General features: G+C 35.0%; 16 protein-coding genes, 1 other RNA gene and 1 pseudogene. 11 read left to right on the top strand and 7 right to left on the bottom strand.

Features of this window, described 5'->3' with window-relative positions:
* Positions 1-253: 253 nt before the first annotated feature.
* Positions 254-1,306 (top strand): alpha/beta hydrolase, encoded by a 1,053-nt coding sequence (locus FVQ77_11165; protein ID MBW8050872.1) that lies wholly within the window; start codon positions 254-256, stop codon positions 1,304-1,306.
* Positions 1,307-1,357: 51 nt separating this feature from the next.
* Here the strand turns inward: FVQ77_11165 and guaA are convergent, their stop codons facing one another.
* Positions 1,358-2,899, bottom strand: coding sequence for a glutamine-hydrolyzing GMP synthase (gene guaA, locus FVQ77_11160; GenBank protein ID MBW8050871.1), 1,542 nt, complete (start codon positions 2,897-2,899; stop codon positions 1,358-1,360).
* A gap of 130 nt (positions 2,900-3,029) precedes the next feature.
* Here guaA and ffs point away from each other — a divergent pair.
* The 6 genes from ffs (at position 3,030) to FVQ77_11130 (ending at position 6,567) form a co-directional block, all read left to right on the top strand.
* Positions 3,030-3,128: signal recognition particle sRNA small type (gene ffs / locus FVQ77_11155), an RNA gene on the top strand.
* Between the two features lie 131 nt (positions 3,129-3,259).
* Positions 3,260-3,925, top strand: coding sequence for a fructose-6-phosphate aldolase (gene fsa, locus FVQ77_11150; protein MBW8050870.1), 666 nt, complete (start codon positions 3,260-3,262; stop codon positions 3,923-3,925).
* A gap of 83 nt (positions 3,926-4,008) precedes the next feature.
* Positions 4,009-4,215, top strand: coding sequence for a fructose-6-phosphate aldolase (locus tag FVQ77_11145; GenBank protein ID MBW8050869.1), 207 nt, complete (start codon positions 4,009-4,011; stop codon positions 4,213-4,215).
* Positions 4,216-4,278: 63 nt separating this feature from the next.
* Positions 4,279-4,989 (top strand): ATP-binding cassette domain-containing protein, encoded by a 711-nt coding sequence (locus FVQ77_11140; GenBank protein MBW8050868.1) that lies wholly within the window; start codon positions 4,279-4,281, stop codon positions 4,987-4,989.
* Positions 4,979-5,881 (top strand): glycosyltransferase family 2 protein, encoded by a 903-nt coding sequence (locus FVQ77_11135; GenBank protein ID MBW8050867.1) that lies wholly within the window; start codon positions 4,979-4,981, stop codon positions 5,879-5,881. The genes FVQ77_11140 and FVQ77_11135 overlap by 11 nt, the downstream gene beginning before the upstream one ends.
* The gene (locus FVQ77_11130; protein MBW8050866.1) at positions 5,878-6,567 is read left to right on the top strand and encodes a class I SAM-dependent methyltransferase; all 690 of its coding nucleotides are present in this window, start codon (positions 5,878-5,880) and stop codon (positions 6,565-6,567) included. Before FVQ77_11135 ends, FVQ77_11130 begins: the two co-directional genes overlap by 4 nt.
* Here FVQ77_11130 and FVQ77_11125 read toward each other — a convergent pair.
* The 4 genes from FVQ77_11125 to FVQ77_11110 all read right to left on the bottom strand — a co-directional run bounded on the left by FVQ77_11125 (position 6,564) and on the right by FVQ77_11110 (position 11,592).
* Complete coding sequence (locus tag FVQ77_11125; GenBank protein MBW8050865.1) at positions 6,564-7,478, bottom strand: hypothetical protein; 915 nt, start codon at positions 7,476-7,478, stop codon at positions 6,564-6,566. The genes FVQ77_11130 and FVQ77_11125 overlap by 4 nt on opposite strands.
* Positions 7,475-8,785 (bottom strand): hypothetical protein, encoded by a 1,311-nt coding sequence (locus FVQ77_11120; protein MBW8050864.1) that lies wholly within the window; start codon positions 8,783-8,785, stop codon positions 7,475-7,477. The genes FVQ77_11125 and FVQ77_11120 overlap by 4 nt, the downstream gene beginning before the upstream one ends.
* Before the next feature lie 44 nt (positions 8,786-8,829).
* Entirely contained in the window at positions 8,830-10,362 is a 1,533-nt protein-coding gene (locus FVQ77_11115) for a T9SS type A sorting domain-containing protein (protein ID MBW8050863.1), read from the bottom strand.
* Positions 10,363-10,446: 84 nt separating this feature from the next.
* Positions 10,447-11,592: a UDP-N-acetylglucosamine 2-epimerase (non-hydrolyzing) gene (locus tag FVQ77_11110; protein MBW8050862.1), complete on the bottom strand. Its 1,146-nt coding sequence runs from the start codon at positions 11,590-11,592 to the stop codon at positions 10,447-10,449.
* Between the two features lie 168 nt (positions 11,593-11,760).
* Here FVQ77_11110 and FVQ77_11105 point away from each other — a divergent pair, with 168 nt between their 5' ends.
* The 4 genes from FVQ77_11105 to FVQ77_11090 all read left to right on the top strand — a co-directional run bounded on the left by FVQ77_11105 (position 11,761) and on the right by FVQ77_11090 (position 18,789).
* Positions 11,761-12,900: a glycosyltransferase family 4 protein gene (locus FVQ77_11105; GenBank protein ID MBW8050861.1), complete on the top strand. Its 1,140-nt coding sequence runs from the start codon at positions 11,761-11,763 to the stop codon at positions 12,898-12,900.
* A gap of 40 nt (positions 12,901-12,940) precedes the next feature.
* Entirely contained in the window at positions 12,941-14,728 is a 1,788-nt protein-coding gene (locus tag FVQ77_11100) for a glycosyltransferase (protein ID MBW8050860.1), read from the top strand.
* Complete coding sequence (locus FVQ77_11095; protein MBW8050859.1) at positions 14,729-15,991, top strand: hypothetical protein; 1,263 nt, start codon at positions 14,729-14,731, stop codon at positions 15,989-15,991.
* A 257-nt stretch (positions 15,992-16,248) separates the two neighbouring features.
* Positions 16,249-18,789, top strand: coding sequence for an ATP-dependent Clp protease ATP-binding subunit (locus FVQ77_11090; GenBank protein MBW8050858.1), 2,541 nt, complete (start codon positions 16,249-16,251; stop codon positions 18,787-18,789).
* Positions 18,790-18,914: 125 nt separating this feature from the next.
* On the opposite strand, the pseudogene FVQ77_11085 reads toward FVQ77_11090, so the two are convergent.
* Together FVQ77_11085 and nth are read right to left on the bottom strand one after the other, a co-directional pair.
* Positions 18,915-19,001, bottom strand: a pseudogene (locus tag FVQ77_11085) (6-phosphofructokinase).
* A 55-nt stretch (positions 19,002-19,056) separates the two neighbouring features.
* On the bottom strand, positions 19,057-19,695 hold the full coding sequence (gene nth / locus FVQ77_11080; protein ID MBW8050857.1) for an endonuclease III: 639 nt from the start codon (positions 19,693-19,695) through the stop codon (positions 19,057-19,059).
* Positions 19,696-19,816: the final 121 nt, after the last annotated feature.

The raw sequence follows: 19,816 nt of genomic DNA, 5'->3' as shown, positions 1-19,816 counted from the left end.
ATAAGCAGAAAATCGTAACTTTGTGTTCTGAAATTGGGATTTTAAACTTGGGATTTATTTTGAAGTTGGGATTTTGAGCTTGGGATTTATTTTGAGTTTGGGATTTTGAACTTGGGATTTATTTTGAAGTTGGGATTTTGAAATTGGAATTTTATGAATAATTGAGGATAGTAATTATTTTTTATTTGTTATTATTTTAGTGAAACGCTATACTAATGACTAATGACTAATTTATGTTAAAACATTTCTTAATGTGAAAATTTTTAACCTTGTATTGCTCGGTATAGGATTAATATACTTCGCATCTGCCTGTTCAACAACAAAACGTTTTTTGGATGCCGGGGGAAATATTGTTGAAATTAGTATTGCTTCGATGGAAAAAGTGGAGATCGGAGGCGTAAAACAGGCATTATTAATAAGAGGCAACAATATCAACAATCCCGTTTTGCTTTTTCTGCATGGAGGGCCGGGTACCCCTTATGATGGGTTGGCCTACAGGTTTCAGGCAAAGTTGGAGGAGAGGTTTGTGGTGGTGCATTGGGATCAGCGGGGTTCAGGCAAGTCCTATAACTGGTCAACTCCGAAAAAATCCATAACCGCAGAGCAAACCTTAAAGGACGCCCATGAGCTGATGCTATATTTAATCAAAAGATTCAATAAACAAAAGCTTTACTTAGTTGGGCATTCGTGGGGTTCTTATATGGGTATGTACCTCGTAAAAAGACACCCAGAATTGCTCCATGCTTATATCGGAGCAGGGCAAGGTGTTGATATGCTGGAGCAGGAAAAGTTTTCGCATAGATTTGTTGTGGAAGAAGCGCAAAAAAGAGGGGATAAAAAAGCCCTGAAACGCCTTGAAAAACTTGGCGAGCCTCCCTACAAAAACCCGATCAAAGGCTTTGCGGTTAAGTACCCGATCCTCACCAGGTACGGAGGCTTTTTATATGGCCAAACAACGCAATCAAAATTTTTTAAATCAATTTTAAAGTCCCCTGAATATGGTTTTTTTCGCTGGGTACAATATGGCTTTGGTGTATTTTATCATTATAAAAACCTGCTCAAAAACGAAGGTGATAAATTATGGGAATATGCCCCGGCTAAAACTGTAAGAAAGGTAGAAGTCCCCGTATATTTTATCCAGGGAAAACACGATGGTGTGTCGCCCGGCAATCTTTTAGATAAATATTACAACGAGCTGGAAGCTCCGCATAAAGAATTGATCGTGCTGCAAAATTCAGGTCATTTTACATTTCTCAAAGAGCCGGAAGTATTTTGTGATGTAATCATCAAAGTATTGAATGAATGAAAAGTGCATGGCGCAGAGCGCATAGTGCCTCCCGCTCTGCGCCATGCGCTCTCATTCCCACTCAATAGTAGCAGGTGGCTTGGAGCTTATGTCGTAAACAACCCTGTTCACTCTCTTGACCTTATTAATGATCTCATTGGAAATATCAGCTAAAAATTGATAAGGAAGATGTGCCCAATCAGCGGTCATGCCATCTACGCTGGTAACTGCCCGTAGGCTGACAACATTTTCGTAGGTGCGTTCATCACCCATTACACCCACCGATTGCACAGGCAGCAGCATAGCTCCGGCCTGCCATACTTTATCATAGAGTCCCTCTCTTTTTAAACCACTAATGAAAGTATGATCCACTTCCATCAATACACTTAGTTTTTCTTTGGTAACTTCTCCCAGGATGCGAATTGCCAAACCGGGGCCCGGGAAAGGATGCCTTGAGAGTATCTTTTTGTCAATATTCAAATGTTTGCCTATTACCCTCACCTCATCCTTGAATAATGTATTGAGTGGCTCGGTTACCTTGAGCTTCATCTTAGCGGGAAGCCCTCCTACATTATGATGTGATTTTATAGTAGCTGACGGGCCATTTACTGAAACCGATTCTATTACATCGGGGTAAATTGTGCCTTGTGCCAGCCATTTTACGTCTTTTATTTTGTTTGCTTCCTGGTCAAATACGTTAATAAAAGTTTTTCCAATTGCTTTTCTTTTATCTTCAGGTTTGGTAAGCCCGGCCAATGCATCATAAAATTTCTTACTGGCATCAACACCAGTGACCTTTAATCCCATTTCTTTGTAAGATTCCAGCACGGACCGGAATTCATCTTTTCTTAGTAGTCCATTATTTACGAATATACAATTGAGATTATCGCCTATGGCCCTGCTGATCAGCACGGCTGCAACCGTTGAATCTACTCCACCTGACAATCCTAATACCACCTTGTCGTTCCTTAATTCACTTTTTAGTTTTTCTATAGTAGAAGAAATAAAAAGATCGGGCGTCCAATTTCCGGCACAACCGCATATATTCAGGATGAAGTTTTTGAAAATCTTTTTTCCTTCTGTGGTATGGGTAACTTCAGGGTGAAACTGAAGCCCATAAGTTTCCTGGTCTTTAATTTTGTAAGCAGCTACTTTAACAGACTCCGTACTGGCAATTATTTGGTACCCTTTTGGCAGGTTTGAGATCGTATCACCGTGCGACATCCACACCTGCGAAGATGGTGTGATCCCGTTCATTAATTTATTCTCAGTCCCCTGCAGCCGGGATGTCAGGTTTGCCCTGCCATACTCCCTGATCTTTGAAGGTAAGATTTCAGCCCCGGCTTTGCGGGCGATCAATTGTGCTCCGTAGCAAAGACCCAATACAGGGAGCCTCCCTTGAATGGCAGACAGGTTAATATCCGGAGCATCTTTATCATTTACTGACCGGGGGCTGCCGGAAAGAATAAATCCTTTAATATTATCTGTGATGGTGGGAAATTCGGGGTGTATTTCGCAATATACATTCAATTCACGTATTCTCCGGGCAATTAATTGGGTGTATTGAGAACCGAAATCAATGATGATAATGTGTTGGTGTGTTGGTGAGTTCATGTTTGTGTTCGTTTTTTCGTATGTTCATGGAAGTACACTTGAGTAGGTGAACACAGGTAAAATTTAAAATACAAAAATAAACTTTTAAATTATTATATTGGCTAAAAATAATTAAAATAGTATCTTTGTACCGGCAAATCAATACGACCAGCTCCTGCTGAACCCCCCCAGATCCGGAAGGAAGCAAGGGTAGGCGGTTGTAGCGGTGCGATATTTGATTTGCCACTTTTGGTTATTAGTTTTTTGGTTATTAGTTTTAGTTATTTAGTTTTTGGTTATAGTTTTTTAGTTAATTAGTTATGGCAACTGGTTTAGATACTATAAAACTATAACCAAAAACTAACGAACCAATAACTAAATATGAAATTCTTCATCGACACAGCCAACCTTGCTGAGATCAGGGAAGCGCAAGAGCTTGGCGTTTTGGATGGCGTTACCACCAACCCATCGCTCATGGCAAAAGAAGGGATCAGTGGAAAGGATAATATCTTTATCCACTATAAAGAGATCTGTAATATTGTAGATGGTGATGTAAGCGCTGAGGTGATCGCAACCGACTTTGAAACTATTGTCAAAGAAGGCAATGAACTATCTGCCATTGATCCGAAAATTGTTGTAAAAGTGCCAATGATCAAAGATGGGGTGAAAGCGTTAAAATATTTTTCTGAAAAAGGAATTAAAACTAACTGCACGTTGATATTTTCGGCCGGACAGGCAATATTAGCTGCAAAGGCAGGCGCTAATTATGTATCGCCTTTTATCGGTAGGATTGATGATGTATCCAATGATGGGTTGGCATTGATTGAACAGCTTGTGGTTATTTTCCAAAATTATCCCGCCCTTTGCGGGACTCAAATATTAGCCGCATCTATCCGTCATACTATGCATCTTGTAAAATGTGCTGAAATAGGTGCCGATGTGGCAACCTGTCCGCTGCAAGTCATCCTGGGATTACTCAAGCACCCTCTGACTGATATTGGACTGGAGAAATTTATTAGTGATTTTAAGAAAGTGAACCCTTTGTAGTTAATATCAAAACCCAAGAAACCAAGTAACTAAAACTAAAAACTATAAAACTAAAACTAAAAACCAACAAACTAATAACTAAATTGTATATTGTTAAAATAAAAGGCATGGCCAAAATACCTGATTATATTCAGCTCAGGGATGATAAATTTATTCTGATAGCTTATTTCAGGGCTGACAGGCCTTTAAGAAATTTAAGTAAATACGGTTTGGAAGGGAAAGAAGAAGCATTGCAAAAGGTTATCAATAAGCTTCCATTTGGTAAGATCAGTAAACTAAAACTAATTTGATAATTTGGAAATTTGATAATTTAATTTTCAAATTTTCAAATTCACAAATTTTCAAATTGAATTATGGAATTCACTTCCTCTCCAGTAGTATGTTTGAGAGATGTTTTTGTTTACCAGGAGGATAAACAGGTCCTTGATGATGTGTCTTTTGATATTAATAAAGGTGAGTTTGTTTATTTAATAGGAAGAACAGGCAGCGGGAAAAGTTCTCTTCTCAAAACCATGTATGGTGACCTGCGTTTAAGATTGGGTAACGCATCGGTAGCAGGTTTCCAGATCAAAAATATAAAACGTCCTGAGATACCCTGGTTAAGAAGGAAAATTGGGATTATTTTCCAGGATTTTCATCTATTTTTTGACAGGAGCGTTGTTGATAATCTTTTCTTTGTAATGAGGGCTACCGGCTGGAAAAGCAGGGCTAAGATGAAAGAGCGCCTTGCAGATGTATTAATGCGTGTGGGATTAGGCGCAGTAGAATCAAAAATGCCGCATCAGCTATCAGGTGGGGAACAGCAACGAGTAGTGATTGCCCGAGCTCTGATTAACGAACCACTTATCCTTTTTGCTGATGAACCAACGGGTAATCTTGATCCTGAAGTAGCTCAAGGTATTGTAAAATTGTTTATGGAAATTAATAACAGTGGAACTGCAATACTTATGGCAACACATAATTATACTTTTATTGAAAAATATCCGTCAAGAGTTTTAAAATGTGAAGAAGGGAAGGTTTTAGATTCCCAAAAGGAAAAGTTTAACTATTCCGATGTCATTTGATATAATTATAGCAACGTACAATAATCTGGTAGAATTAAAGAATTGTCTTAAATCATTTGAAGATCAAACGTATAAAGCATTTAATGTTTTTGTTTGTGTAGATGGATCAACTGACGGAACATTGGAATTTTTTGAATCACTGGATCTTAATTTAGTGTTTAAGGTCTTACAACATCCAAATGGCCAAAACCGTGGTCGTAATGCATCCCGTAATCTTGCCATACCATACCTCAAGGCTGATTATTTGCTGATATTTGATTCGGATATTGTAGCTTCTGAAGATTTAATAGAGCAGCATTATGGTTTGTTAGAAAAAACAGATTGTGTTTCGGTAGGAGAAGTAATTTATAAAAATGCTGATAAAAATATTTGGGCAAATTATGTGCAAAAGAGAGGTAAAGGGAAATATAAAGAAGTGGAGGAGATCCCCTTTCTATATCTGACAACAGGAAATGTGGCTCTTAAAACAAAATACTTTCTTGAAATTGATGGCCAGGATCCTAATATGAGAACATACGGTGGTGGTGATACTGAATTTGCATACCGCCTGCATAAAAAATCAAATCTACCCACTTATTTCAACAAAGAGGCCGTTGGCTATTCAGTAATGACCAAATCGCTCTCTTTTGCGCTTGATCAAATGCAGGAATTCGGTGCGATAAATCTAAATTACATCAGGAAAAAGCATCCTGATTTTAAAGAATTATTCTGGTTTGGCCTGATGACGTCTAAAGGTATAAAGCCTTTTTTATTCAGGTTGTTGCTTTCAAAATTCAATGAAAGGCTTGTATCATTAATTTTACCAATTGTGCCTGTATTTTTGAAGATGAAATTGATTGGGTTTTTGGTGTTGTATAGAATTTATGCCGGATATAAATCAAATTACAAATGAGAAATTGGAAATACTTTTGGAATAAAATAGCTGCCAATAATGAAGACTTATATAAACAGGTTGCCCGGACAAGTAAAGATAATAAGCCTATCAATGAAGAAGTTTTAGAGCTAATAGCAGAACACATAAAAAATAAGTTAGATCTGAGAACTACCGATATTTTAATTGATGTATGCTGCGGCAATGGATTGATCACTCAAAGGATATCATCTAACTGCGAAAAGATTATAGGTATAGATATTTCTGAAATTTTGATAAACAATGCTACGAAGTATTGTGCTGAGAGTAATATATATTATATTGAAGCTGATGCCCTGGGATTGTCAAAATATGTAGATTTGAAGGCTGATAAAATTTTGCTTTATTTTTCTTTTCAGTATTTTGACTCTTTTCGAAAAGGGATGGCGGCAATTGCTGAAATGCTGAAGGTTTTAAAACCAGGTGGCAAGATTTTTTTAGGTGATATACCGAATCTGGAACATCTGTGGGAGTTTTATAAAACTTTCAAATCAAGATTCTACTACCTAACAGGAAGATTGAAAGGAACCAATACAATGGGAAAATTTTGGAGTTGCAAAGAACTGGATGAAATTTGTAAAAAATATAACGTAAAAGGTACATATTATGAACAGCCGGTTCATCTTCCGTATGCTCATTACCGGTTTGATTATTTGATTAAAAATTAGCCTTTAATCCATTTAATAAACCACGGTAAATTGTTTTTTCTAATATGCAGATAAATCTTTTCTTTTGACCCGAAGCTTTTGTAAAAGCGAGCTAAATCCGGATCGTTAGAGCCTTCAAAATCAAAGATCACATTTCTTCCCGAATTTTCCTCAATATACCTGTCTATCAAAAAGGAGGCAGCACCGATTTTTTTAGCAACTTCGTTTGTAGCTAAAAAGAGAAAGATCACTTTATTATTACTCTCAATGAAAAAAGCTCCGGCACAAAGATCGTTTTCTTTCGTAGTTACTCCCCAGGATTGTCCTATCTCTTTTTCAATACATAGATCAATAATATTTCTACAAATTGCATATTGCTTATTTTTAAGGTGAGAAAATAATTTGCCCCGGTTATTTCTGAATATCTTAATAATTTCTTCAGAGTATGTTTTTTTTTTGATTCGAGCATCATTCCTGATTGCTCTTTTAATATTACGCTTAGCGTTATTTGAATAGTTTTTATAAATATGTTCATAAGCGTTATTAAGATCCAGCTCAAGCGTTATATTTTTTTTTTGTGTGTAGTGTATATGTTCTTTTGTGTTGCAAGTGTTTAGATTTATTTCCTTGAATTTATACTTTGCAGGAATTGTCTCAATAAATTGATTTACCATATCTTCAGATATTGAATGGATTGAAAATAGTCCAAGCTGCTGTGCAAAAGGAGGTTGATACAAATAATTAATTCTATATTTACGCCCTGCGGTTAAAGGAAATACGCTTTGGTAATCTCCATCTACTAATGCTTCCCATTGTTCACAAACAGTATCCAGATACCAGGAATAAGCATAGATAATTCCATTTATTGAGTTTTCAATACACCTATCCCACTTAATTTTATCTATCTCATTATGTTTTAAATATTTAATCATTGTTCAATCATTTGTTCATAAACATCCCGCCAGCCAATCCATTCACCGGCATTACTTAATGAGTGATTATGCCATAAGCTTATAAATGTCCCATCTACTGCTTTAACCTCTTTAATTAACGTATGAATACAAGAAATAGCATTTTCTGCGGTCAGCTTCTTATAATCTTTTAAAGTTCCATCCATCACAGCAAAGGGATGTAATTTCAGGTTCGTTTCTTTTTCCGATTTTAGATCATAAAACCAAAATGGTGTACAAATACCTGCTCTGAAACCTGGTTCTGATGCATAGCCCATGGTATAATCGTCTGTAATGCCAAATTTAATTAAATTTCTGTATGTATCCGGCAGATTGAGCACTAAATAATGCTGGCGGCTTTTTGTGATTGGCTTATTAAGCACTTTTGACAATCGGTTTATTTCCTTTTCAAGTTTCAAACCATTATTATTTGAGGTAAATGATGGATGAATACCGATAGCGCCATACTCAGCGATGGATTGTATCAGCGCCTTGAATTTTGTGCTATTGATTGGCACATTCTTGTCATATTTTGAGTAATCAGACACTAAAAAAAAATAGACGGCCTCTAAATTGTATTTTTGTTGAATAGAAAATTGAAATTCGTAAGTATCGTAAGGGTCTTTTAGTTTTTTAAGCAATACTTTAGACCGTTCAACAATTTGATTAAAATCAAGATGAACAAGTGATCTTGCATACGCACCAAATGTACGTAAAAAGCCTTTTTCAAGGTAAGCATAGGCATGATCTATATCAATTGTTGAAATATATTGATACGATCTTTGTGGAAAAGGATAGTCAGGATATTTTTGTTTAATGATATCCTTAATTTTTTTTGCCCAGATATTTATAACCGGTTTTTGAAGAAACCCATTTTGATAAGCCAAGCTTTTATCGGCTTCAAATCTGCCAAATTTATCTTTTTTATGAGGTAGATATTCTTCATAACGAACTGCCAGGTAAAAAGTAGCTGCAAACGGGTCAAATGGAACAATGGAATTATTTTCAGTTTGATAGAATACTTTACAATTTTCCCAGTCAAAAACGTTAATATCCTGTTTTTCTATACCAGTCTGAAATAAGAGGTTTACTGAAAAAAAGAATAATTCATCACCTATTGACTGTTTTGAATAGTTTAGCTTTGGGCCTTCGTAGGATTTGAATTCTTCAATATTATCGGTTAATCTGATATCAAGCCCCAGGATTTCTGTAAAAATAAGCTTAAAGGTGTAATTGATCCTTGGGGTTATTTGAGTTGAAAAGATCAGAAGTGTTTTTGGGATGGACATTATGAAGGTGTGAGTGCAATATTAAAACGTTGGGGAGTGTTAATTCATTGCATTTTTATCATGCTTTTAGTAATTCTGGAATTTTCGGTTTGTAAAGTATAAAAGTAAATTCCATTGGGAAGTTTAGAGACATCAAATGAAACATTAAATGTTCCAGCGTCATTTTTTATATTTTCCAATAATGTTATAACTTTTTGCCCAAATAAATTGTAAACTTCAATAGTTATATTAGCAGGGTTTACTAATTTATATTCAATGAATATTTTGTTTAAAAACGGATTGGGATAAATTTTAATATTATCTTTTCTTGTAATGATGTTGCTGTTAATTTTCAATAAGATACTATCAGGTGTTATTGTTCCTACTGTATCCATTCCTTTTATATAACCCAATAAACTTTCTTCTTCTGAACCTTCAAAAAAGTAATGGGAAAAATAAACCCTGCCTAAACTTTCTGTATATGTAATTTCAATCGTATTAGCAGCTATATATGGTTGTTTCCCAAGAATATCCGGGAAAGAATCCAAAGGATAATAGATATAATCAATATTCCCAATATCACCTATAGTTTTATTAACTAAATTTTGACCATCAATACCTGCCCTGAGCTTACTTATCAAGCAAGCTGGGTAGCACGCACCAGTTAATTGATTACACATTTCAACCTTTTCGTAATTATATTTATTTGTCGTATGATTAGCAGAGTCAATATAAATGAGTGTATCTGTATAAGTATAATTATACGGAAAAGATAGAGGTGGCCATGGATTCCAGGCCCACCAGGTACCATTAATAATTCCTTGTATTTCATAAAACAAGGTATCTCCGCTGACTTGTTTTGAAGCAATAGTATATTTTTTAGTATAAATATTTTGATCGCCAGCATATCCATAATCACCGTTATATTGAAAAACATCACCAATACTGAAATTAAAAATATCCCAAAAATCTGGTAGTTTCTCACCCAAATTTCTACCCTCAATACCTGTGAGAAAATATTTTGAATTCATTCCATACTTATGAGGAAACAATAAAATACCATAATTTTTAGAGATTTTAATTGTGTCATTAGATGATAAAGCGATAATTTTTACAGAGTCTGTATTTCCAAAAATTAATTCCAGTGATATATTTATAACCTGGGCATTAATACTATTTAAAGTATCGAAAATCCATGTATCGTTTTGTTTAGCTTTGGACAGTATTACAAATTTTGCTGTGTCCTCAAAAGAATAAATCCCATCACCTTTTTTAACCATTTTTCTCTGAAAGAATTGAGGCTGATTTTCAAGAGCAAAACAACTATCACAAGGATAAATAGTATCCAAATAACAAGAATTATTATAGACCCCTATCGCTAAACTGCATGTATCACAATCTGTTATGATCCTGTTTAAATAAAACACAGAATCACCATTTACTACAGAAACTGAATCAACCCAGATAGTATTTGTTATAATAGTAGAAGTGTCTAATTTATAATTATACTTATCTGTCAGATTTAAAGGGATCCAATTTTGGGCAATAATCTGTATTGAAGATAATACTAAAAAAATTGCTATAATTAATTTTCTCATAATTTAATTAATGGTGGAATTTTTTCATATATATATGCAAGAAAGAAAATTTATAACAATAATGCAAGTAATAGACTAAATTTATTATTCTATTTTCAATATCTCCTCACAAATAAATTCAGCAGCTTTTCCGTCTCCAAAAATTGGAGGGTATGAAAGACCGGTTTTATTCACTAAATGATCGTATGCTTCTAAAATCCGCTGCCCATCAGCATCGGTAATAATGCTGGTTCCATTTTCAACCAATTCTACCCACTCTGTTTCTGAACGGAGGACAACGCAAGGTTTTTTGAAGAAAAAAGCTTCTTTTTGCACACCTCCGGAATCGGTCAAAATGATTTTAGAATAATTTTCCAGCGCCAGCATTTCAAAATAGGAAACAGGAGGTAATATTTTGATCAATTTGTTTTTTTGAATAACACAAAACAACTCTGGGGATAGGTTCCTTTTTAGTAATTTTTTAGTGCGGGGGTGTAATGGTATCATAATGCGGATGTTATTTTGTTTTGAAACTTTATCAAAAGTTTTAAATAATGAATTTAACCTTTCTGCATTGTCAGTATTGTTATTTCTGTGAATGGTAGCTAACACAAAGTCATTGTGTTTTAACTGATTTTTTTCAATAATAGTTGTTTTTTCAGAAGCCATAGACGAAAAATAGAGGCAATTGTCGTACATTAAATCACCACAATGATAGATTTTGGGATTATCAATATTGTAAGGCGGTTTGTTGTTTTTTCTAAATCCTTCGGCTACCAGGTTGTTGTATCCAGTTTTGGTAGGAGTAAAAAGCAATGTAGAGACGTGATCGCAGATGATTCTGTTGATTTCTTCCGGCATTGTCTTGTTAAACGAGCGTAAACCGGCTTCAATATGGACAACATATAAAAGCGTTTTGGAGGCAGCAATAGCGCCTGCTAATGTTGAATTGGTATCACCATATAATACCATACAATCAGGCTTTTCCTTTTTAATGATGTCTTCAATTCCTGCCATCATTATTGCTGTTTGCTTTCCGTGTGAAGCCGAACCAATATTCAAATTATAGTTTGGTCTTGGTATATGAAGTTCATCAAAAAACACTTTTGACATATTTTTATCATAATGCTGTCCTGTATGGACTATAACTTCTTTGATCTTGCCAGGGAAATTATTGCTAATTGCCCTGCACAACGCTGCTGCTTTAATTATTTGAGGCCTTGCACCAATTATTGTCAATATTTTAATCATTATTTCGTTTGTAATTTAACGTATTGGAATTTCAATCTTTTGCCACAAAGACACCAAGGATCACAAAGATAATTTAGTTGCACAGATTACACAGATTTTTAAGAAAATTTTGTGTAACTTAGTGCCTTTGTGTCTTAGTGGCAAAAAAACTTCAAAATTTTTTCTAAATTGAAAAAAGTAATTCTTTCGGTTACAAATGACATTTCAACGGATCAACGCGTAAAAAAAATATCTTTTACCTTACAAAACTTTGGATTTAATGTTTTTATTGTAGGACGTAAGAGAAAAGATAGCTTACCTATAAATAAATATCCATTTAAAACGAAAAGATTGTCTTTAATTTTTGAAAAGGGGCCATTTTTTTATGCTGAGTATAACATACGATTGTTTTTTTTTCTATTGTTTTATAAAGCAGATATACTGGTTTCAAATGATCTGGATACTTTGTTGCCAAACTACTTAATTTCAAGGTTAAAAAGAAAAGTGTTGGTATATGATAGTCATGAATTGTTTACGGAAGTTGTTGACCTTGAGGATAGAAAATTTATTAAGATGCTTTGGGAAACCATTGAACGTTGGATTTTTCCAAGATTACAACATTGCATCACCGTTTCAAATTCAATAGCAGATTTTTATAATAATAAATACAATGTTAAAGTAGAGGTTGTTCGCAATGTTCCATTACTTCAAATTCCCGATCCTGACGGCATCCCTGAACTTAGAGCCAAGCCCCTCTTTAATCCCCCCAAAGGGGAGAAAGAAGACGAGAAAATAGTAGTTTATCATGGAGTGATAAAAAAAGGAAGAGGAATTGAGTATATTCTCAGGGCTATGACTTATTTGGAAGGTGTAGTTTTTGCAGTGCTTGGAAAAGGTAATCTTTTAGAAGAAATGATACAGCTAAGTAAAAAGCTTAAAGTGGATCATAAAGTGAAATTCTTTGGATTCATCCCCCTGGAAAAGCTTGTAGGATATACCAAACAGGCAGATTTAGGGCTATGCATGGGGGAAGATTTGGGCTTAAGCCATCATTATTCCTTACCGAATAAATTGTTTGATTATATTCATGCCGGTGTTCCGGTTTTGGCAACTCCTTTAGTAGAAATAAAAAAAATAATCAACAAATATAATATAGGACAGTTGATCGAAAGCCATGATCCAAAGCACATAGCTGATAAGATTAATTATATGCTTGCTAATGAAGAAAGAATTAAAACCTGGAAAAAAAATCTTAAAATTGCAGCTAAAGAGCTGTGTTGGGAGAATGAGGAGAAAGAATTGTTGAAAGTTTATAAAAGTTTAATCTAAAAAACTTTTATTACCACAATCAAAACTCAAAATTAATCATATGGGGATAAGATTCAAAGTATTATTTCTGTCAAAGTGGTATCCAAATAAAAATAGGCATTTATCGGGAATTTTTGTAAGAGAGCATGCTAAGGCTGCAGCCAATTACTGTGATGTTTCACTATTGCATATCACATCTGATCCTAATTTGAAGAATACTTCCTATTGTATTGAGGCTTTTGAAGATGATAATTTGTATACTGTAATTGTATACTATAAAAGTTATAATTTTCAATTCTCAATTCTCAAAAAAGCGCTGAATTCTATAAGGTATTTTAGAAGTACGTTAATAGGCTTAAGGGTTATAAAAAAAGATTTTGGTAAACCGGACTTAATTCATGTTAATGTGCTAACGAGGCCTGCTATTATTGCATTTATTTTAAAAACTTTTAAGGGCATTCCATATATAATCACTGAACATTGGACTGGATATGCATCATCTCATTTTTCAAGAAAAAATATTTTTCATAAAATCATTACAAGATTTGTAGTGAGAAAAGCGAAAGCAGTCACAACTGTGTCACAAAGTCTAAAAGAAAATATGTTGCATTATGGGCTATTAAATAAATACTATATTGTTCCAAATGTCGTAGAATTGTCCAGGAATGATGGCAGGAATGGATATTCGCAAGATAAAAAGATAATCTTAAATGTTTCTGATCTGGAAGATTACAAAAAAAATGTAAGTGGTATTATCAAGGCTGTTTATGAGATAATAAAAATCAGAGCAGATATTGAATTACATATAATAGGTGATGGTAAAGATAGAGACGCTCTTGAAAATTTAGCAAAAGAGTTAGATTTGCTAAATACACATGTTTTTTTCCAAGGCGAACAATTAAGAAATGATGTTTATCACTTTATGAATAAAATAGATTTCCTGATAACTAACAGTAATTATGAAACCTTTTCAATTGCAACTGCCGAAGCAATAGCTCATGGAAAACCTGTTATCGTCACAAGAAGCGGTGGCCCTGAGGAATTTGTAACTAATGAGGTTGGAATTGTAATAGAACCAGGAAATCAAAAACTCCTGCAAGAGACGATTTTATATATGTTGGATAATTATAAGAAATATAACAGCAAAATACTTAAAGATTACATAAATAAAAAATTTAACCATAAAGTAATAGGGAAGCAATTTTACAATATATATAAATCTATCCTAACTGTATGGAAAGCTGGAAATTCGGGAGAAAAGCTTGAAATTGATCCTGGTTGGAAGGTATTAGATGTAGGAAGCGGACATAATCCTAATAGAAGAGCCAATGTGTTATTAGATAAAGAATTAGGAATAAGTATTCACAGGTCAGGTAAAAAAGTTAAGTTTGTAGTGGGGAAGACCTTTGTTAAAGGAAACGCATTAAATATGCCATTTGACAATCATCAATTCGATTTCGTCATAGCATCACATATAGCCGAACATGTTGATGATCCTCATAGGTTTTGTAAAGAGCTTCAAAGAGTAGGTAAACGTGGCTACATAGAAACTCCAGGACCTATAGACGAATTGTTTTTTAATGAGCCGACTCATAAGTGGCTGGTTTTTAAGAAAAAAAAATGGTTGATTTTTAAGGAGAAAAAGAAATTTAAAGTTTTATCGGATTATTTCTATCGTCTTTATTATTTAAATGAAAACAGGTATGGGCATCAAAAGCTCTATTCTAAAAATCTGCTGTTAGTTTTCATTTCTATTTTTTTAAGAAGAATATGGAAATATCTACCTTATACTTTTACAAAATACCACTGGGAAAACGAAATAAAATTTAAGGTAATTCCTAAAAAATAAATGTTCAATAAGATAATCCTCACTTTTGGCACAAAATTTTTTATTGCTGCCTTAAATTTTGTAATCATTATATTAACCACACAATTTTTGGGGGCGGAAGGTAGGGGGATAATCAGCTTATTCATTCTGAACATTACAATAATCTTAATGTTTAATAATTTTGTTGGTGGAGGGGCTCTTGTTTATCTAATACCCAGAACGAATTTTTTTCAGCTTCTCATTCCTTCATATGTATGGGCAATTATTATAGCCATAATTTTAACTACAGGTCTTTCCTTAACTAATTTAACTCATACAGAATATACCATTGACTTATTATTACTGTCCCTGATTTACTCCTTTACATCTATAAATTCCACAATTCTACTTGGAAATCAAAAAATCAAGCAATATAATTTGATCACATTTGTCCAGATAATACTTCTTTTGCTCTCTTTTCTTGTATTGTTGTTTTTATTAAACAAGAAGGAAGTTTTTTCTTATATCATTTCTTTATATGTCAGTTTTTCCTTCAGCTTGGCCATCAGTTTATTTTTTGTTTTACAAGATATCAAACCTATCCTAAAAGATAATTTTGGGATAGTAATAAAAAAAATTTTTAGTTATGGGTTTTTCGCAGAACTTGGAAACATTTTACAGCTATTCAACTATCGATTGAGTTATTATCTGTTAGATTTTTTTTACGGTACATTCTATCTTGGTATATACTCTACAGGAGTGTCACTGGCAGAAGTTTTCTGGCTGATGAGTAAAAGTATCTCTTTAGTTCAATATGCACGAATTGCAAATTCAAAAGACAAAGAGTATTCAATATCACTTACTATAAAATTAGCTAAACTTAGCTTTATTACAACCATGCTAATATTGATACCCGTGTTATTACTTTCATCAAAAACCTATACGCTCATCTTTGGTGATGAATTTGAAGAGGTTCGTAACGTATTATTATACTTAAGCGTAGGAATCATCTCATTTAGTGTTTCCAGAATTTTTAGTCATTACTTTTCCGGCATAGGCAAATTTTACATAAATACAATTTCAGCAGCCATAGGATTTGCTTTTACAATTATTTTCGGCTTTATACTTATTCCTAAATACCATTATACCGGTGCAGCGATTACTGCCTCGTTGTCTTACATTTTCACAACAATCTTTCAATTTGTAATTTTTGTTAGAATAACTAATTCAAAATTAAATGAATTCATGCCTTCATTAAACGATTTCAGGCTATTTATAAAAGAATTTAAAAAGGCTTTAGTTTAATTTTGCGTTGTAAATTATTAATTGCTGATATTTTTGTTCAATTATCAATAAAAACTAACAGATAATAAATAAAGCAATATTTAGAGCAATCCTGATAAAACCAGGGTTGCTTTTTTATTTTTATAAAATAATTTGCTTTTTAAATACAAACATAGTTAGATTTACGTTTTTAAATAATAAAACTAAACAGCCTGAATAAAAACAAATAAAATAAATATTCGTTTAAAGGGTATAATTACGAATAGTCATTTAAAACAATGTACGCAAAATTTTCAAACAGAGTCAAAGAAGTGATCGCATTGAGCAGGGAAGAAGCGTTACGGCTCGGGCATGATTATATCGGCATCGAACACCTGCTTCTCGGAATGATCAGGGAAGGTGAAGGACTGGCTACCGAGTTGCTGAAAGACTTTGATGTCCCGCTAGATGAGCTGAGAATAACCATCGAGCAAAGCACCAGGCTCGCCTCTACAAAAACCCCGAAAAACATAGAAAAAATACCTTTAACACGTGAGACCGAGAAGGTATTGCGAACAACTTACCTGGAAGCTAAGATCCTTAAAAGTGAATTAATAGGGACAGAACATTTACTATTATCAATATTGAGAGATGAGGATAATATAGTAACCCGGATATTAGACAATTATGATATTGATTATGAGCTTATCAAAGAGCAGTTACAATATCATTCCTCCGATCCTGTTGCAGCAGCCGATACTGAAGATCCGGATGATGATCCGTCTGGCTTTTTGGGAGAAGGCAGTTCATCCCAACGAGAAGCTGCTAAAAGCCAGGGAGAAAAATCCCGTACCCCGGTGCTTGATAACTTCGGCCGTGATCTTACAAAGTTTGCAGAAGAAGACAAACTGGATCCAATTGTTGGGAGAGAAAAAGAAATAGAGCGTGTTGCCCAGATCTTAAGCAGAAGAAAGAAAAATAATCCCGTTTTAATTGGAGAACCGGGTGTTGGAAAAACAGCCATAGCCGAAGGACTGGCTGTTCGCATAAAGCAGAAAAAAGTTTCCCGGGTTCTTTTTGATAAGCGTGTGGTAACCCTGGACCTTGCTTCTCTTGTTGCCGGAACTAAATATAGAGGACAGTTTGAGGAAAGGATGAAAGCTGTAATGAACGAACTTGAAAAAGCCAGAAATGTGATCCTGTTTATTGATGAAATTCACACGATTGTAGGGGCAGGAGGAGCTTCAGGTTCTCTGGATGCCTCCAATATGTTTAAACCGGCATTGGCGAGAGGAGAAATTCAATGTATCGGGGCTACTACGCTTGATGAATACCGTCAATATATTGAAAAAGATGGTGCGCTTGCCAGAAGATTCCAAATAGTGATGGTTGATCCTACTACACCGGAAGAAACCCTGGAGATACTCAATAATATCAAAGACAAATATGAAGATCACCATCATGTGAATTACACCCAGGAGGCAATAGATGCCTGTGTAAAGCTTTCAGACAGATACATCAGCGACAGGTATTTACCTGACAAAGCGATTGATGTTTTAGATGAATCCGGTGCCAGGGTGCATCTTCATAACGTTCATGTTCCTGAACATATTGAAAAGTTAGAAGAACAAATTGAAGACATTAAAAAAGAAAAAAACCAGGTTGTAAAAAGCCAAAGATATGAAGAGGCTGCTCAGCTCAGAGATAAAGAAAAGAAAATGATCGAGCAATTGAATATTGAAAAAGCCAAATGGGAAGAAAATACTAAGACGCAAAGGTATTCTGTTGCCGAGGATAATATTTCAGAGGTGGTTTCAATGATCACCGGTATTCCCCTTAATAGAATTGCCCAGGAGGAAGGTGCCAAATTGCTCGAAATGGGAGTTGAACTTAAGAAGCAGGTAATAGGGCAGGATGAGGCAATTGGAAAGCTGGTTAAGTCAATTCAAAGGACAAGAGTAGGGCTAAAAGACCCCCGAAAACCCATAGGTTCATTTATTTTCCTCGGACCAACAGGAGTGGGTAAAACGGAGCTGGCTAAGGTATTGGCATTATATCTTTTTGATAAAGAGGATTCATTGGTAAGAATTGATATGAGCGAGTACATGGAGAAATTCTCTGTCTCCCGTTTGGTTGGAGCGCCTCCCGGCTATGTTGGATATGAAGAAGGCGGGCAGCTTACTGAAAAAATAAGAAGGAAACCTTACAGTGTTGTTTTGCTTGATGAAATTGAAAAAGCTCATCCGGATGTATTCAATATTTTGTTGCAGATATTAGATGATGGAACTTTAACGGACGGTTTGGGCAGAAGGGTGGATTTTAGAAATACTATCATTATTATGACCTCAAATATTGGTGTAAGGGAACTGAAAGATTTTGGTGCAGGCATAGGATTTGCTACAAAAGCCAATCAGGATCAGGGAGATGAATTGATAAAGAGCACCATTCAAAATTCTTTGAAAAAAACCTTCTCTCCTGAATTTCTTAACAGGATTGATGATATCATTATATTTAATTCGCTTAAACGAAATCATATTCATAAGATCATAGACCTTTCTTTAGAGAAATTATATACCAGGATTGAGACACTTGGGTATAAAGTAGAGCTAAGCGAAAAAGCTAAGGATTTTATAGCTGAAAAAGGCTTTGACCCTCAATATGGTGCAAGGCCTCTCAACAGAGCCATCCAAAAATATATAGAAGACCCGCTCGCTGAAGAGATCCTGAAAAGCGACCTTGATGAAGGAGACGTCATCGTAGCAGGCTATAAAGCCAATAGCCAGACGCTCGACTTCAAAATCAAGAAGAAAAAAACGGAAAAGGCGCAGGATAAGAAGTGATAATTAATTTTGGCTTTAGTTTAATATAGCGTGTTAAACTGTATCTTAGCTCTGTAAATGTACACGAAATTGATAAAATCGGCAGTCTCCAGTCGGCAATCTACAGTCCCCAGTCAGCAAAAAACAATTGCCGAATGCCGATTGTGGACTGCCGACTGTGGACTGCCAACTGCCGACTGCCGACTGCCAACTGCCGACTGTGGACTGCCGACTGTTAATATGGGACAGACGTACAACTCTTTCACCAATCATAATAAAATAATATTCTCATTTCTTTTCATAATATCTGCAAAACCCCCTAATCCCACACGTTTCGCATTTCGGTTTTCTTGCCATGCAAACGTACCGGCCATGTAAAATAAGCCAGTGCGAGGCTTTTGATATGTGTTTTTCAGGGATGTATTTAACTAATTGCTTTTCTACTTCTAATGGGGTGTTAGCATTTTGAGCAGCCAGACCCAGTCTTTTTGAAACCCTGAACACATGCGTATCAACCGCTATAACAGGTTGGTTGTGTAAAACGGAAGCTATTACATGAGCCGTTTTCCTGCCAACACCGGGGAGTTTTTGTAATTCATCAACAGATGCCGGTATTTCGGAGTTATACCTCTCCACGAGCATTTTTGCCATTTTTATCAAATGCTTTGTTTTATTGTTCGGATAAGAAATACTTTTGATATAAGGAAAGAGTTCATCAAAAGAGGCTGATGCAAAATGCTTTGGGGTTGGGAAATTTTTAAAAAGGGCAGGGGTAGTCATGTTGATGCGCTTGTCGGTACATTGAGCGCTCAATATTACTGCCACTAAAAGTTCATAAGGATTTGAATAATGAAGTTCTGATGTTGGCTGTGGAAAATTAGCAGTAAAATAGTGAAGAAAACGCTTAAATCGCTCTTTTTTGGTCATATATCCCTATTTGTGCTGTCAGGTGTTTCTCCCCCTTCGGGTGACCACCCGTAGGCGTGGCACCCGACAGGACGTGCCGGATGGACACACCCGGCACTACAAATTACGGGTTTTGCCTGGT

The organism is Cytophagales bacterium (assembly GCA_019456305.1).
In the GTDB taxonomy this organism is placed as follows: domain Bacteria; phylum Bacteroidota; class Bacteroidia; order Cytophagales; family VRUD01; genus VRUD01.
The sequence above is the reverse complement of the archived record's forward strand: the minus strand, read 5'-3'. Positions and strand labels throughout refer to the sequence as shown.

Coding starts and splice junctions, on each gene's coding strand:
- guaA (MBW8050871.1), bottom strand. CDS start 2,899: ATGAACTCACCAACACACCAACACATTATCATCATTGATTTCGGTTCT.
- fsa (MBW8050870.1), top strand. CDS start 3,260: ATGAAATTCTTCATCGACACAGCCAACCTTGCTGAGATCAGGGAAGCG.
- FVQ77_11140 (MBW8050868.1), top strand. CDS start 4,279: ATGGAATTCACTTCCTCTCCAGTAGTATGTTTGAGAGATGTTTTTGTT.
- FVQ77_11135 (MBW8050867.1), top strand. CDS start 4,979: ATGTCATTTGATATAATTATAGCAACGTACAATAATCTGGTAGAATTA.
- FVQ77_11130 (MBW8050866.1), top strand. CDS start 5,878: ATGAGAAATTGGAAATACTTTTGGAATAAAATAGCTGCCAATAATGAA.
- FVQ77_11125 (MBW8050865.1), bottom strand. CDS start 7,478: ATGATTAAATATTTAAAACATAATGAGATAGATAAAATTAAGTGGGAT.
- FVQ77_11120 (MBW8050864.1), bottom strand. CDS start 8,785: ATGTCCATCCCAAAAACACTTCTGATCTTTTCAACTCAAATAACCCCA.
- FVQ77_11115 (MBW8050863.1), bottom strand. CDS start 10,362: ATGAGAAAATTAATTATAGCAATTTTTTTAGTATTATCTTCAATACAG.
- FVQ77_11110 (MBW8050862.1), bottom strand. CDS start 11,592: ATGATTAAAATATTGACAATAATTGGTGCAAGGCCTCAAATAATTAAA.
- FVQ77_11100 (MBW8050860.1), top strand. CDS start 12,941: ATGGGGATAAGATTCAAAGTATTATTTCTGTCAAAGTGGTATCCAAAT.
- FVQ77_11095 (MBW8050859.1), top strand. CDS start 14,729: ATGTTCAATAAGATAATCCTCACTTTTGGCACAAAATTTTTTATTGCT.
- FVQ77_11090 (MBW8050858.1), top strand. CDS start 16,249: ATGTACGCAAAATTTTCAAACAGAGTCAAAGAAGTGATCGCATTGAGC.
- nth (MBW8050857.1), bottom strand. CDS start 19,695: ATGACCAAAAAAGAGCGATTTAAGCGTTTTCTTCACTATTTTACTGCT.